The 14,087-nt window shown below is 69.8% G+C and carries 17 protein-coding genes; 9 read left to right on the top strand and 8 right to left on the bottom strand.

Going from position 1 to position 14,087, the window contains the following annotated elements; translation table 11 throughout:
• The first annotated feature begins 115 nt into the window (after nt 1-115).
• The 5 genes from uraD to ACFVDI_RS12640 all read left to right on the top strand — a co-directional run bounded on the left by uraD (nt 116) and on the right by ACFVDI_RS12640 (nt 3,155).
• Nucleotides 116-616 (top strand): 2-oxo-4-hydroxy-4-carboxy-5-ureidoimidazoline decarboxylase, encoded by a 501-nt coding sequence (uraD, locus tag ACFVDI_RS12660; RefSeq protein WP_378905187.1) that lies wholly within the window; start codon nt 116-118, stop codon nt 614-616.
• Nucleotides 613-927 (top strand): hydroxyisourate hydrolase, encoded by a 315-nt coding sequence (gene uraH / locus ACFVDI_RS12655; protein ID WP_378905184.1) that lies wholly within the window; start codon nt 613-615, stop codon nt 925-927. Before uraD ends, uraH begins: the two co-directional genes overlap by 4 nt.
• On the top strand, nt 927-1,802 hold the full coding sequence (gene pucL, locus ACFVDI_RS12650; protein ID WP_378905181.1) for a factor-independent urate hydroxylase: 876 nt from the start codon (nt 927-929) through the stop codon (nt 1,800-1,802). The genes uraH and pucL overlap by 1 nt, the downstream gene beginning before the upstream one ends.
• Nucleotides 1,799-2,614 (top strand): MurR/RpiR family transcriptional regulator, encoded by an 816-nt coding sequence (locus ACFVDI_RS12645; RefSeq protein ID WP_378905178.1) that lies wholly within the window; start codon nt 1,799-1,801, stop codon nt 2,612-2,614. The genes pucL and ACFVDI_RS12645 overlap by 4 nt, the downstream gene beginning before the upstream one ends.
• 61 nt (nt 2,615-2,675) lie before the next feature.
• Nucleotides 2,676-3,155, top strand: coding sequence for a nucleoside deaminase (locus ACFVDI_RS12640; protein WP_378905175.1), 480 nt, complete (start codon nt 2,676-2,678; stop codon nt 3,153-3,155).
• A gap of 28 nt (nt 3,156-3,183) precedes the next feature.
• Here ACFVDI_RS12640 and ACFVDI_RS12635 read toward each other — a convergent pair whose 3' ends face one another.
• The 5 genes from ACFVDI_RS12635 to ACFVDI_RS12615 all read right to left on the bottom strand — a co-directional run bounded on the left by ACFVDI_RS12635 (nt 3,184) and on the right by ACFVDI_RS12615 (nt 7,673).
• Nucleotides 3,184-3,987: an ABC transporter permease gene (locus tag ACFVDI_RS12635; protein WP_378905172.1), complete on the bottom strand. Its 804-nt coding sequence runs from the start codon at nt 3,985-3,987 to the stop codon at nt 3,184-3,186.
• Nucleotides 3,984-4,781: an ABC transporter permease gene (locus ACFVDI_RS12630; RefSeq protein WP_378905169.1), complete on the bottom strand. Its 798-nt coding sequence runs from the start codon at nt 4,779-4,781 to the stop codon at nt 3,984-3,986. Before ACFVDI_RS12630 ends, ACFVDI_RS12635 begins: the two co-directional genes overlap by 4 nt.
• A complete protein-coding gene (locus ACFVDI_RS12625; protein WP_378905166.1) occupies nt 4,781-5,563 on the bottom strand; it encodes an ABC transporter ATP-binding protein in 783 nt (260 codons plus the stop codon). The genes ACFVDI_RS12630 and ACFVDI_RS12625 overlap by 1 nt, the downstream gene beginning before the upstream one ends.
• A gap of 2 nt (nt 5,564-5,565) precedes the next feature.
• Nucleotides 5,566-6,606, bottom strand: a complete 1,041-nt coding sequence (locus ACFVDI_RS12620) for an ABC transporter substrate-binding protein (RefSeq protein WP_378905163.1) — start codon at nt 6,604-6,606, stop codon at nt 5,566-5,568.
• A 365-nt stretch (nt 6,607-6,971) separates the two neighbouring features.
• A complete protein-coding gene (locus tag ACFVDI_RS12615) occupies nt 6,972-7,673 on the bottom strand; it encodes an NUDIX domain-containing protein (protein WP_378905160.1) in 702 nt (233 codons plus the stop codon).
• Between the two features lie 101 nt (nt 7,674-7,774).
• On the opposite strand from ACFVDI_RS12615, the gene ACFVDI_RS12610 reads away from it, so the two are divergent.
• Both ACFVDI_RS12610 and ACFVDI_RS12605 read left to right on the top strand, forming a co-directional pair.
• Complete coding sequence (locus tag ACFVDI_RS12610; protein ID WP_378905157.1) at nt 7,775-8,782, top strand: SPFH domain-containing protein; 1,008 nt, start codon at nt 7,775-7,777, stop codon at nt 8,780-8,782.
• Nucleotides 8,779-9,681: a hypothetical protein gene (locus ACFVDI_RS12605; RefSeq protein WP_378905154.1), complete on the top strand. Its 903-nt coding sequence runs from the start codon at nt 8,779-8,781 to the stop codon at nt 9,679-9,681. Before ACFVDI_RS12610 ends, ACFVDI_RS12605 begins: the two co-directional genes overlap by 4 nt.
• 16 nt (nt 9,682-9,697) lie before the next feature.
• On the opposite strand, the gene ACFVDI_RS12600 is transcribed toward ACFVDI_RS12605, so the two are convergent.
• Nucleotides 9,698-10,249, bottom strand: a complete 552-nt coding sequence (locus ACFVDI_RS12600; RefSeq protein WP_378905151.1) for a TetR/AcrR family transcriptional regulator — start codon at nt 10,247-10,249, stop codon at nt 9,698-9,700.
• Nucleotides 10,250-10,332: 83 nt separating this feature from the next.
• Between ACFVDI_RS12600 and ACFVDI_RS12595 the strand changes: the two genes are divergently transcribed.
• Nucleotides 10,333-10,656 carry a DMT family transporter gene (locus ACFVDI_RS12595; RefSeq protein WP_378905148.1) on the top strand — a complete coding sequence of 108 codons (324 nt, stop codon included), beginning with the start codon at nt 10,333-10,335 and terminating at the stop codon, nt 10,654-10,656.
• Nucleotides 10,657-10,666: 10 nt separating this feature from the next.
• On the opposite strand, the gene ACFVDI_RS12590 is transcribed toward ACFVDI_RS12595, so the two are convergent.
• Nucleotides 10,667-12,340: an FAD-binding dehydrogenase gene (locus ACFVDI_RS12590; protein WP_378905145.1), complete on the bottom strand. Its 1,674-nt coding sequence runs from the start codon at nt 12,338-12,340 to the stop codon at nt 10,667-10,669.
• Between the two features lie 137 nt (nt 12,341-12,477).
• On the opposite strand from ACFVDI_RS12590, the gene ACFVDI_RS12585 reads away from it, so the two are divergent.
• Nucleotides 12,478-13,389, top strand: coding sequence for a hypothetical protein (locus ACFVDI_RS12585; protein ID WP_378905142.1), 912 nt, complete (start codon nt 12,478-12,480; stop codon nt 13,387-13,389).
• Here ACFVDI_RS12585 and ACFVDI_RS12580 read toward each other — a convergent pair whose 3' ends face one another.
• Nucleotides 13,390-13,686: a GNAT family N-acetyltransferase gene (locus ACFVDI_RS12580; RefSeq protein ID WP_378905140.1), complete on the bottom strand. Its 297-nt coding sequence runs from the start codon at nt 13,684-13,686 to the stop codon at nt 13,390-13,392. It abuts the gene before it with no gap.
• Nucleotides 13,687-14,087 lie beyond the last annotated feature (401 nt).

The following is a 14,087-nucleotide window of genomic DNA, read 5'->3' as shown; positions in this document are numbered from 1 at the left end:
GTTTCGTCGCCCACAACTACAGACTCGGCGCCCGGTTCTGCAGACTCGGAGAGGCCGTAACCCAAGCGCAACCTGGGCGTCAGATTTCGCAACGTTCGTTTCATAGGCTGCTCGAATGACGGTGAAGATCGCCGAGTTCGATGCGCTGCCGGCCGCAGAGGCGGAAGCCTTGGTCACGCCGTGTGTCGCCATCCCTTCGTGGGCGACCGGGCTCGTCGCCGGTCGCCCCTACACAGACGCCGATGACCTGCTCGCGACCGCGGAGCGGCTGGCCGCGGCCTGGACCGACGAGGAGGTCGAGGCCGCGTTGGCCGACCACCCCCGGATCGGCGAGCGGCATGCCGGCGACGGCGAGAGCGCGGCGCTCTCCGCCCGCGAGCAGGCCGGCGTCGACCCGGCCGACGTCGAGGTGCAGGCCCGGCTGAGGGCGGGCAACGCGGCCTACGAAGAGCGGTTCGGACGGATCTACCTGGTCCGCGCCGCGGGCCGGAGCGCCGAGGAGATGCTCGCGCTCCTCGAGGAGCGGCTGGAGAACGATCCGGCTACCGAAATCGCGGTGACCAGGGCTCAGCTCGCCGAGATCGCGTTGCTCCGGCTGCGAGGCTTGGTGGCATGACCACCGTCTCCACGCACGTCCTCGACGCCGCCCTCGGCCGGCCCGCCGCCGGGCTCGCGGTGATCCTCATCCTTCCCGACGACAGCGCGCGCACCGCGACCACCGATGCCGACGGCCGGGTGCGGTTCGAGGGCGAGGTGCCGCCCGGGCCGCACATCCTGACGTTCACGACCGGACCCTGGTTCGCCGAGCAGGACCGCGAGACCTTCTTCCCCGAGGTGAGCATCGGGTTCACCGTCACCGCCGGCGAGCACCACCACGTCGCCCTCCTGCTCAGCCCGTTCTCCTACACGACCTATCGAGGAAGCTGATGTCGATCACTCTTGGCCCCCACCAGCACGGCAAGGCGGAGGTACGCCTGGTCAAGGTCGACCGGGAGGGCACCCGTCACACCATCCACGACCTGAACGTGTCCACCCAGCTGCGCGGCGACTTCGCGAGCGCCTTCACCGAGGGTGACAACGTGCACGTGCACGCCACCGACACCCAGAAGAACGTGGTCTACGCGAAGGCCAAGGAGCTCGGCATCACCTCGCCGGAGGCCTTCCTGCTCGACCTCACCGCCCACTGGGCCGAACAGCCGTGGGTCACCGGGTCGGTGATGAAGGCGGAGTCGTACGCCTGGGACCGCATCCCGGCGAACGAGTTCTCGTTCGCCCGGCGCGGCCAGGAGACGCGTACGGCGGTGGTCAACCGCTATCCCGGCCGGACATTCGTCCTGTCCGGGCTGGCGGACCTGGTGGTGCTCAAGTCGACGGGGTCGGAGTTCCACGGCTTCCCGCGCGACCGCTACACCACCCTGGCCGAGACGACCGACCGCATCCTGGCGACCGAGGTCACCGCCTGGTGGCGCTGGGAGGCCCGTCCGGACGACTGGAACGCGGCCTACGACACGATCCGCACGATCATGCTCGACACCTTCGCGCAGGTGCACTCGCTCGCGCTGCAGCAGACCATCTACGAGATGGGCACGGCGGTGATGGAGGCCTTCGAAGGGATCGCTGAGTTCAAGATCTCCTGCCCCAACAAGCACCACTTCCTCGTCGACCTCTCCCCCTTCGACCTGGAGAACCCGAACGAGGTCTTCTTCGCCGCCGACCGCCCCTACGGGCTGATCGAGGCGACCCTGCAGCGCGACGGGTCGACCGAGCCGGACGCCTGGGCCTCGGTGCCCGGCTTCGCATGAGCACGGACGAGCGGATCGACCGGCGGATCGCCGCGACCTACCAGTCGCTCTCGCCCCAGGAACGGAAGGCCGCCGACACGCTTCTCGAGCATCTCGACGACCTGGCGACCTACCGTGCGGCCGAGCTGGCCTCGCTCGCCGAGGTCTCCAAGGCGACGATGAGCCGTCTCTTCCGGTCTCTGGGGTTCGACGGGTTCGACGAGGTACGCGACCACCTGCGGGGGCTGCGTACGGCTGGTGAGCCGCGGCGGGTCGAGGGCACACCCGACCTGAGCGCGCACGCCGAGGGCGAGGCGGCCGCGATCGCCCGTGTCGTGACGCAGGCGGGCATCGCCGAGGCAGTCGCGGCCATCGCCGGGGCGAGCGACGTCCTGATCGCCGGCTGGCGCAACTCCTACCCGGTCGCGCTCCATCTGCGCCAGCAGCTGACCCAGACGCGCGAGCGGGTCAGCCTCGCGCCGGTCCCGGGCCAGGTCATCGGCGAGGAGCTGGCCGGGCTCGGCGAGGGATCGGTGGTGATCGCGGTCGGTCTCCGCCGCCGACCACCGGGTTTCGGGAAGATCGTCGACGCCGCGGCCTCCGGGAGCACGGTGATCGTGATCGCCGACCCGACCGGGACGGTTCACCTCGGCCGCGCCGACATCGCGCTGGAGTGCCCGGTGCAGGGCGGCCTGGCCTTCGACTCCCTGGCCGCACCGATGTCGCTGGCGAGCGTGCTCGCCGACGGCGTGCTCCATGAGCGCGGACGAGCCGGCCGGGACCGCGTGTCCGCGATCAGCGCCACCTACGATCGGCTCCACGAGGTCGAGTGACAACGGGAGCACAATGACAGTAGAGACATCGATTCTCGGGCCTGTGCGAGGGGGAATCGGCATGACCGACACCATGTGGTTGGAACAGGCGGTCGCGCTGGCGGTCCGCAACGTCAACAACGGCGGCGGTCCGTTCGGCGCCATCATCCTGCGCGACGGCATCCTGCTCGGCACCGGTCAGAACCGGGTCACCCGCGACCTGGATCCCAGCGCCCATGCCGAGATCGTCGCGATCCGCTCCGCGTGCGAGGAGGCCGACAGCTTCTCGCTGGCCGGCTGCACCCTCTACACCTCGTGCGAGCCCTGCCCGATGTGTCTGGCGACCGCGTTGTGGGCGCGCCTGGACCGCGTCGTCTACGCGGCCGACCGTGACGACGCGGCCAAGGGCGGGTTCGACGACCGCGCCTTCTACGACCTGTTCGGCACCGGCCGCGCCAACGAGCACCACGACTGGCCGACCAAGGTCGACGAGCTGCGGATCCCGCAGGCGTACGACCCCTTCGACGCCTGGCTCGCCAAGCAGGACCGCACCGACTACTGACAGCCGAGGCGTACGTGACGCCTCGGCGCTAGCGGGTCATCCCCATCCGCTCGAGCGCGACGGACTCGAGGAGCTGGACGAGGTTGTAGAGCACCAGCGTGACCACGGTGATGATCGCGACGGCGGCCCACAGGTCGTCGAAACGGGCGGCGGCGGGGAACTTCTGGATGTTGCCGCCGATGCCGTTGCCGGTCGAGAGCCACTCGGCGAGCAGCGCGCCGGTCACCGCGCCGGGCACCGAGACCCGGGCGGCGGCGAAGATCGACGGGAGCGCGCCGGGCAACGAGACCTTGCGGATCGCGGTGAGCCGCGAGCCGCCGTAGACGGCGACCAGGTCCAGCGACTGGGGCGAGGCCTGGGAGAGCCCGAACAGGACGGCGGCCAGCGCCGGGAACAGGACCACGATGATCCCGAGCACCACGACCGAGGCGGTCGAGGCGCGGCCGGTGATCAGCATGACCACGGGCGCGATCGCGACCAGCGGGATCGAGCGCAGCAGCAGGGCCAGCGGCATCACGCCGGCCTCGACCGTACGCGACAGGTTGAACAGCACCGCCGCGACGATCGCGATGGCCATCCCGGCGAGGAAGCCGAGCCCGGCGTCCTTCAGGGTCACCCACGTCAGCGGGAACAGCTCCGCTCGGTGGGCGGCCGCCTCCGGCCCGGTGAAAAGGTGGTCGACGACGTCGAGCGGTCCCTTCGCGACGAACTCGGAGACGCTGGAGAACGATACGAACACCTGCCACAGCACGGCCACGATCGCCAGTGCGGCGAAGGTGTGCAGCACCGGCCCCAGGACCGCCCGCGACAGACCCTTGGCACCCGACCTCATCCGGACCTCCCAGCGACCCACGGCGTCACCAGACGCGAGACCAGCCCCAGCAGCAGATAGCCGGCCAGGGCGACCAGGGCGCAGACCAGGAAGACGGCCCAGAGCCGCTCCGGGTCGGGCTTGCCCTGCAGCACGATCAGCGTGCGCCCGACACCGCGGTCGGTGGAGCCGAGGTACTCCCCGAGAACGGCGCCCAGGATCGCGGTCGGCACCGCGATCTGCAGCGCGTTGAGGATGGCCGGGACGGCCGCGACGAGGCGTACCTTCACCAGCTGCGTCCACACCGAGCCGCCGTAGACCCGGACGACGTCGAGCGAGGCGCGGTCGGCCGACTTGAAGCCGAGCACGGCCCCGACCACGGTCGTGAAGAAGACCATCAGCGCGGCCAGGAAGATCGACGTCTTCGACGGGTCTCCCGGCTGCTCGGCGCCGCCGAGGACGACGATCGAGATGCCGCCGACGGCGACCACGGGCAGGCAGTACGTCGTCACCGCGATCTGCATGATCACCGGCTCCAGCCACGGCACCAGCAGCACCAGCGAGGCCAGCAGCAGCGCGATCAGGTTGCCCCACAGGAAGCCGATCGACGCCTCCGTCAACGTCTCCCGGAGCACGCCGTCCCAGAACGCAGACGGACCGGCCGCCGCCATCTCGGAGAGTACGGTCCACGGCGGCGGCACCGGCGTGAACCCGGTCCCGGCGTCGGGCGGGAACCCGACCACGGCCACGACCGCCCACAGCACGAACAGGGTGACCACGCCGATGATCCCGGCGAGCCAGCCAGGCACCCGCATCAGGACTCCGCCTCGGCGCGCCCGTCGTCACCGAAGAGCAGCTCGGAGGCCCGGTCGGCGAGCGCGTGAAACTCCGGCGTACGCATCATGTCCGGCGTACGCGGCCGGGGAAGGTCGACCTCGATGATCTCCTTGATCCGCCCCGGTCGCGGCGACATCACCGCGACCCGGTCGGAGAGGAAGATCGCCTCGTTCACGCCGTGGGTGACCAGCAGCGTGGTCGCCGGCTTCTCGGTCCAGATCCGGAGCAGCTCCAGGTTGAGGTTCTGCCGGGTCATGTCGTCGAGCGCGCCGAACGGCTCGTCGAGCAGGAGCACGGAGGGCTTCAGAGCCAGTGCCCGGGCGATCGAGACCCGCTGCCGCATCCCGCCGGAGAGCTGCGCCGGCCGCGCCTTCTCGAACCCGGACAGCCCGACGAGCTTGATCAGCTCGTGGATGTAGGCCATGTCCGGACGCCGCCCGGCGACCTCGAAGACGAGCTTGATGTTGCCGACCACCGAGCGCCACGGCAGCAGCGCGTGGTCCTGGAACGCGATCCCCAGCTCGGAGTCACGTCGCAGGTCGGCGGGGGCCTTCCCGTCGACGTACGCCTCCCCGCTCGTCGGGGTCTCCAGGCCGGCGAGGATCCGCAGGATCGTCGACTTGCCGCAGCCGGAGGGCCCCAGCAGGGCCAGGAACGAGCCCTGGTCGGTGTGGAGCTCGGTGTCCTTCAGCGCGGTGACGGCCTTGTTCCCCGAGCCGAAGACCTTGCTGATTCCTGAGATGTCGATGCCGTCAGCCATGACTACTTCTGGTAGTCCTTCAGCTCGGGGTTCTCCTCGTAGATCTCGTCGATGATCGAGGTGTCGAAGAGGTCCTCGACCGAGACCTCCCAGCCGGCGGCGGCGAGCGAGTCGACGGTCTGCTGCTGGAGCTCCTCGGAGATGGTGAACAGGCCGTTCTTCTCGGTCTCCGGGGTCGAGATCAGCTTCTGCGACTCCTCGAGACCGCGCTTGGTCTTGACCGGGTCGAGCTCGCCGAAGCTGGCCTCGAGACCGTCGGAGTCGCTGGCCGCCGCGTTGTAGTGGGTCGTGATGACCTCGACCACCTCGTCGGAGGGGTTCTTGAACGTCTCGGTCCAGCCCTTGATCTCGGCGGTCAGGAGCGCCTTGAGGAGGTCGCGGTTCTCGGCGAGGTACTGGTCGGTGACGGTGTAGGTCTCGGCGACGTACGGCACGCCGTTCTCGGCGTAGGGCAGGTTGGTGACCTCGTGGCCGGCGAGCTCGACGGTGATCGACTCGTTGGTCAGGTAGGCCATGAAGCCGTCGACCTGGCCCTCCATCAGCGGCGTCGGGTCGAACTCGACCGGCACGACGGTGATGTCGTCCTTCTTCTCCTCCAGGCCGTTGGCCGCCAGGATCGCCTTGAAGACGTTGACGTTGGAGTCCTGGACGCCGATCTTCTTGCCCTTGAGGTCGGCCGGCGTCGCGATGTCGCCGCCGTCCTTCAGCGACAGGATGGTGAACGGGTTCTTCTGGAAGGTCGCGCCGATGATCTTCAGCGGCGCCTCCTGCTCGGCGATCGCGGAGCCGACGGAGGCGGCGTCGTTGATGGCGACCTGGACCTTGCCGGAGAGCAGCTTGGCGACACCGGTGTCGGGGCCCGAGATGCCGTTGACCGCGTCGAAGCCGGCTTCCTTGTAGTAGCCCTTGTCCTCGGCGTAGAACTCGCCGGCGAACTCCTCGTTCTTGATCCACGAGTACTGCATCGAGATGGTGCCGAAGCCCTCCTCGCTGCTGCTGCCTTCGGAGTCGGAGCCGCAGGCGGCCAGTGTCGTGGCGGCCACGACGGAGAGGAGGGCCGTGGCGGCCCGGAGTCGTACTGACTTACGTCGCGAGGTCCGAGAGGCGGGGGTAGACATCGAAACGAGTTCCCTTCGAGGAGTTTCACGCACAGGTCCCGGGGACCGTAGCGAGCGGAGGTTTCAGGTGCTGGCACCGGCGTTTCGGCGTTGTAACGACCTTTTCAAGGAGAGCTCTCACACGATGTTCGAGGCAGGTCGATCCCGAGCCACGGCGTCCGCTGGACAAGAATGCCGTGGTTGTTGTCTAGTTACCCAACGCGCGTACGCCGCATTTCGTGTGCCGTCCGACACACCGGATCCGCCGTTATCGGTTCGTGATCAGGCCGAGATCTTTCGGTGACCAACCATCAGGTCGTACGCCGCAGCAGCGGCGGGTGCAGGTGCTCGGCGGAACCTCGGCGGAAGAGCTGGGCCGGCCGGCCACCGTCTCTCGTCGTCGTGGCACCGGTGGGCTCGAGGAACGCCTCTGTCTTGGTGACCTTGCGGTGGAAGTTGCGCGGGTCGAGCCGCTCGCCCCAGACGATCTCGTAGACCCGTCGCAGCTCGGCGACGGTGAACTCCTCGGCACAGAACGCCGCCCCCAGTGGTGAGTACTCCAGCTTCGAGCGCGCCCGCTCGACGCCGTCGCGGAGGATCTCCGCATGGTCGAAGGCGAGGCCGTCGCCGGCCAGCAGGGCGTCGACCCGGCACCACTGCGCGTCGGCGGCATCCGATCCCGCCGCGGGCACCGGGAGATCGGGCGCCAGCGCGAGATAGGCGACGGTCACCACCCGCGCCCGCGGGTCCCGCCCCGGTGAGCCGTACGTCGCCAGCTGCTCGACGTGCACGCTCCCCGGCCGCAGGCCGGTCTCCTCGGCGAGCTCGCGCGCCGCCGCCTCCTCCAGGCCCTCGTCCTCGAGGACGAATCCGCCCGGAAGCGCCCAGGCGCCGGCGAAGGGCTCGATGCCGCGGCGTACGACCAGGGCGCAGAGCGCATCGTCACGAACGGTGAGCACGACGAGGTCGACGGTGACGGCGAACGCGCTCGCTTGGCCAGGGGGGTGCTCCATGGGGCCAACCTTGCACCAATCGTCATCTTGACGACAAGCGCGCCACGTCTTATCGTCATTATGACGCTAATAAATCCGATGGAACAGACACGGAGTCCGAGATGGCCGACATCGCCCGCTACCCCTTCCTCCGCCACCTGCGCGGGAGCACCACCACGCACGTCCAGCACCTGCGCAACGGCACCGTCCGTCACAGCGGCGTCGGCGCCTCGTTCTGGTACCGCCCGCTCTCTGCCGTCCTCTCCGAGGTGCCCGTCGACGACCGCGAGCTGCCGCTGCTCTTCCACGCACGCACCGCCGACTTCCAGGACCTGACCACACAGGCCACCGTCAGCTTCCGGATCGTCGACCCGGCCGCGGTCGCCGGCCGCATCGACTTCTCGATCGACCCGGAGAACGGCCGCTGGCGCGGCAGCCCGCTCGACCAGGTCGCCGGACTGCTGACCGAGACCGCGCAGCAGTACGCGCTGGACCTGATCGCCGCCCGCAGCCTGGCGGACGTGCTCGCCGGGGGCGTCGGGCCGGTGCGCGACGCGATCGCCGCAGGCCTGGGTGGCGACGAGCGCCTGACCGCCACCGGGCTCGCGATCCTCGGAGTGCGGGTCGTCGCACTACGCCCCGAGCCCGAGGTGGAGAAGGCGCTCCTCACCCCGACGCGTGAGCGGGTCCAGGCGGACGCCGACAAGGCGACGTACGAACGGCGCGCGACCGCAGTCGAGCGCGAGCGGGCCATCTCCGAGAACGAGCTGCAGAACAAGATCGAGCTCGCCCGCCGCGAGGAGCAGCTGGTCGGCCAGCAGGGCGCCAACGCGCGGCGCAGCGCCGAGGAGAAGGCCGCCGCCGCCCGGATCGCGACCGCCGCAGAGGCCGAGCGCACCCAGGTGCTGGCCGAGGCGAACGCCCAGGCCACCCGGGCCACCGGGCTGGCGACGGCCGATGCCGAGGCCGCCGCCCTGGCCGCCTACCGCGACCTGCCGGAGGCGGTCCTGCTCGGTCTCGCGCTCAAGGAGCTGGCCGCCAACCTGCCCCAGATCGAGCACCTCGCGCTCACCCCGGACCTGCTCGCGCCGGTCCTCGCCAAGCTCGGCGCCCGGAGCACGGACCAGTGAGCATCGCGCCTCGCGTGGTGCTGGTCCACCGGGCCACCGAGCTGGAAGAGCTCGTCGCCCGTCACGGCACCCTCGGCCAGGTCGGCTTCTTCCTGTCCACCAGAGGACGCGACCCTTCGACAAGCTCAGGACATCGCCTGGCCGAGGTGCAGGGTCGCCATGAGGCCCTGAAGGCGGCGATGGCGCAGGTCGGCGCCGCGATCCCGCTCGACTGGCGGCAGGGATCGGTCGAGCGGGGCGACCTCGACCGGTTCCTCTTCGGCCCCGAGGACATCGTGGTCGTGGTCGGTCAGGACGGCCTGGTCGCCAACGTGGCGAAATACCTCGACGGTCAGCCGGTGGTCGGCATCGACCCCGAGCCGGGCCGAAACGCCGGTGTGCTCGTCCGCTACCCGGCACGCGCCGCTGCCGACCTGATCCGCTCGACCGGCACCTGCGAGGAGCGGACCATGGTCGAAGCGGTCGCCGACGACGGCCAGTCGCTGGTCGCGCTGAACGAGGTGTACGTCGGCCAGGCCACCCACCAGACCGCCCGCTACCGGCTCACCGTGGCCGGCCGGACGGAGTCGCAGGCCTCCTCCGGCCTGATCGTCGCGACCGGGACGGGCGCCACCGGATGGGCGCGGTCGGCCTGGGTCGAGCGGCACAGCACGCTCACGCTGCCCACGCCGGCCGCCCCGGAGCTGGCCTGGTTCGTGCGGGAGGCGTGGCCATCGCCGGCCACCGGGACGACCCAGACCGAGGGCACGCTGGCGAACGACGTACTCACGGTCGAGGTGGAGTCCGACCGGCTGGTCGTCTTCGGCGACGGCATCGAGACCGACACGCTCGCGCTGTCGTGGGGCCAGCAGGTCGTCGTGCGCCGCGCGCAGCGGAGGCTGCGGCTGGTCTCGGGCTGATCGTGCCGAAGCCGGTTCAGCCCTCGGCGATCGCTCCGGCAGCCGCGGCGAGGTCGGCCACGCCCGCGGCGAGCTCGTCAGGCCGGTCGGTGGCCAGGTCCAGATGGAAGCCGAACAGCGAGGAGTCGACGAGCGTGACGATCCGGCCGGCACGGTCGGGCGGCGCGCCACAGGCAGTGATGTAGTCGCGCAGCGCGGCGTACCAGAGCTCGTTGGTCTCCCGGACGACCGTGCGGTAGGGCTCCATCCCGATCAGCCCGGTCGCGGCCGCCTGCAGGTAGATCTGCAGGCAGCTGTGCAGCGGCTCGGTGCGGTAGGAGCGCCACAGCGCCTGCACCCCGGCGCGTACGTCCTCGGCGGGCTCCAGCGCCGCGACCGCCGCGACGGAGAGCTCGTTGGTACGCGCCACCACGGCTGCCACGAGCTCGTCACGGCCGCCGAAGTGGTAGATCAGCATCCGGTCGCTGGTGCCGATCGCGGCCGCCAGCGGACGCAGGGTCAGCCCGATCAGCCCGTGCTTGAGCACGTGCTCGACCACCTGCTCGAGGAGCTCCTCCTTGCGGTCCATGGAAAGCATTATGCCCAACCTGTAGCGACTGCTACATTTCTGCCTGATGTAGCAGTCGCTACACACGCCTCAGGAGGACCCCCATGTACGCCGCCAGCCTGCTCGTCGTCGCGATCGCGATCGAGGTCGCCAGCACCGCGCTGCTCCCTCGCACCGAGGGTTTCCGCAACGCGCCCTGGTCGGTTGCGGTCGTGGCCGGCTACGGCGTCTCGATCTGGTTGCTGTCCGTGGTCGTCGAGCGGATGTCGGTCTCGGTGGCGTACGCCATCTGGTCAGGCCTCGGCACCGCCCTGGTCGCGGGCATCGGCGTGATGTTCCTCGGCGAGCACCTCACCGCCGCCAAGGCCGGCTTCCTGGCGATGATCGTCGTGGGCGTGGTCGGCCTGAACCTCTCCGGCGCCCACTGACGGACCCGGATCAGATCGCCGCCGCCGCGGCCCGGCCCGCCGTACGTCCCGAGAACAGGCAGCCACCGAGGAAGGTGCCCTCGAGCGCGTTGTAGCCCATCATCCCGCCGCCGCCGAAACCGGAGACCTCGCCGGCCGCGTAGAGCCCGGGCAGCGGGGTGCCGGCCGAGGTCAGGCAGCGGCCCGACAGGTCGGTCTCCAGCCCGCCGAGCGTCTTGCGGGACAGGATGTGCAGCTTGACCGCGATCAGCGGACCGGCCTCGGCGTCGAGGATCCGGTGGGGCTTGGCCGTGCGCTGCAGCTTGTCGCCGCGGTAGTGGCGGGCGGCGTACAGCGCGGTGATCTGGGCGTCCTTGGTGAAGTTGTTGGCGATCTCACGGTCGCGGGCCTCGATGATCCTTCGCAGCTCCGACTCGGAGATCTGCGGGCCGGTCGGGTCCTTCTCGGCGAGGCCGTTCATGCCGTGGACCAGGGCGGTGAGGTTCTCGGCGACCACGAAGTCCTCGCCGTGCTCCATGAACTTCTTCACCGGGCCGGGCCCCTTGCGCGCCCGCTCGGCGAGCAGCTTGAGGTCCTTGCCGGTCAGATCGGGGTTCTGCTCCGAGCCAGAGAGCGCGAACTCCTTCTTGATGATCTTCTCGGTCAGCACGAACCAGGAGTAGTCGTAGCCGGTCTGGCGCAGGTGCTTGAGCGTGCCGAGGGTGTCGAAGCCGGGGAAGAACGGCGCCGGCAGCCGCTTGCCGGTGGCGTCGAGCCACAGCGAGGAGGGACCGGGGAGGATCCGGATGCCGTGGTTGGCCCAGATCGAGTCCCAGTTGCGGATGCCCTCGACGTAGTGCCACATCCGGTCGTCGTTGATGATCCGGGCACCGGTCGCTCCCGTGATGGCGAGCATCCGGCCGTCCACGTGCGCGGGCACGCCGGAGACCATCGACGTGGGCGGGGTGCCGAGGCGGGCCGGCCAGTGCTTGCGGACGAGGTCGTGGTCTCCGCCGATGCCGCCGGAGGTGACGATCACGGCCTGACCGCCGAGCTCGAAGTCCTCGACCTCTGTCCGGGAGGACGCCTGCCCACGCTCGATGTCGCTGGGCTCGAGCACCTTGCCGCGTACGCCGACGACCGCCCCGTCCTCGACCACGAGATGATCCACGCGGTGCCGGAAGGCGAAGGTGATCCGGCCGGTGTCGGCGTGGGCGCGCACCCGGCGCTCGAACGGCTCGACCACACCCGGCCCGGTCCCCCAGGTGATGTGGAAACGTGGCACCGAGTTGCCGTGTCCGTCGGCGCGGCCGTCGCCCCGCTCGGCCCAGCCGACGACCGGGAAGATCCGGTGGCCCATCTGGTGCAGCCAGGACCGCTTCTCACCGGCGGCGAAGTCGAGGTACGCCTCCGCCCAGCGTCGCGGCCACAGGTCCTCGTCACGGTCGAACTGAGCCGACCCCATCCAGTCCTGGAGCGCCAGCTCGGGTGAGTCCTTGATCCCCATCCGGCGCTGTTCGGGGCTGTCGACGAGGAAGAGTCCGCCGAGGCTCCAGAAGGCCTGGCCGCCCAGTGACTGCTCGGGCTCTTGGTCGACGAGCAGAACACTCTTTCCCGCATCGGCGGCTTCTGCCGCTGCCACCAGGCCGGCGAGGCCGGCTCCCACCACGATCACGTCGGCGTGCCGTTGAATGTCCGCAGTCATGTCCGCAGATCCTGCCACCTCGGATACCGGCGGGTACATGGAACCTGTCGCTTGACCGTTCCGCCTGGTGGACAGTTGTCGGACTCGCACCCCGAAGCAGCCGCCGAAGGGGGTCCGAGCGGATAGATTTTTTGCTCGTGATCGACCCCGAGGTGATGGCGCGAAGGCAGCAGAAGTGGGTCCAACGCGGCATCGCCCGCACCGAGAGCTGGCTGGGCCGCAGTGGCAGCAGCCTGGGTCCGCTGATCCCGCACATCGCCACCTCGATGGTGCTCATCGGCGACGAGGACCACGGCTGGATACCCCAGGGACTGGCCTACTCACCCGAGACCGAGCTGCTCTTGCAGGGCTACTACGGCGACAAGCTCGGCTCCGCGCTGGCCCTGGTCGACAAGCCGTCGGGCGAGCTCATCAACGCCGTCTACCTGGGCGGCCCGAAGGGCAGCGTGAGCGGTCCGGTCAACGCGGGCGGGGTCGCGGTGATCGGCGACGAGGTCTACGTGTGCCGCGAGGGGAACCCGCCCCGCCTCTACCGCTACTCGCTCACCCAGATCGTCCACGCCGAACCGCTCTCGACCATCTCCACGGTCTCCCCGCTGGTGGCGGTCGCCGCGGGCTCCTACCTGGCGGCCACGAAGGACCTGCTCTTCGTCGGGTCGCACGCGAACAACCGCCTCTACAAGTACATCCGCAAGGACGACTCCTGGCAGATCAAGACCCCGATCGGCGTACGCACCCCGGTCGGCACCCAGGGCGTCGTGGTCCGCGACGAGGAGTACGTCTTCAGCGTATCCCGCGGCCCGACCCGGCGTAGCCAGCTGATCGTGCAGGACCGGGTCACGATCCGGCCCCGCGCTCTGCAGTGGCTCCCCAACCTGGCCGAGGGCATCGCCGAGGTCGGGGACGAGTTCTTCGTGACGTACCAGTCGGGCGCCAGGCCCTACTCCCGCGGCTCCTCGACCCGGGGTCAGGCCTGGCCCTCGGCCCACATGACCCGTACGCCGCTGGCCAAGCTCGGCCTGGAGCCGCGGAAGCCGTCGGAGGTCTGATCAGGCCGGCCAGTCGGTGATGTCGGCGTACTCCTCGCCGTGCCGCTTCAGCCACCCCGCGACGTAGGGGCAGTGCGGGATGATCCGCTTCCCCTTCGCCTTCACGTCGGCCAGCGCGAACGCCACCAGCTTCGAGGCCAGCCCCTGCCCGTTGTAGGCCTCCCCGACCTCGGTGTGCACGAAGTCCACGTGCTCGTCGTCAGGCAGCCGGTAGGCCGCCAACCCCGCAACGGTGTCTCCGTCGCGGATCTCGTAGCGGTGCCTGGCCGGGTTCTCTACGTACTCGATGTCGCTCACGCCCTCATTCTCACCGCTCGGCCCAACTGCTCGGCCCATGGGCTCGGCGGGCGGTCGTTCTTTTGGCTGGTGGCCGCCGCCGATTTTCTTGGGTGTGAATCCTTCACAAAGCGTCGCCCTCGGCGTCACCTCGACCCGTTGCCACCTGATCCTCAGCGCCGTTCTCAACAGCCCACTACGACCCCGCCACCGAGCTCTCGACAGACCCCGTCGTGGCATCGCAGCGCCCGTATGCGCGGAGCTTGCCTGCCCCGCCGAGACGTCACTCGCGTCGGCCGAGTGGGCACTCGACTGCCAACTCGGCCGACGTACGTGACGCCTCGCCCGACCTAACTGACGTCTCGGCCGACGTGTCTGACTTTTCGGCGAGAATCGCCGGCTGACTCGCAACCCGAGAAGGA

This window comes from Nocardioides sp. NPDC057767 (assembly GCF_042798275.1).
GTDB lineage: Bacteria > Actinomycetota > Actinomycetes > Propionibacteriales > Nocardioidaceae > Nocardioides.
Note: the sequence above shows the minus strand (reverse complement) of the source record. Positions and strands in the feature narration are given on the sequence as shown.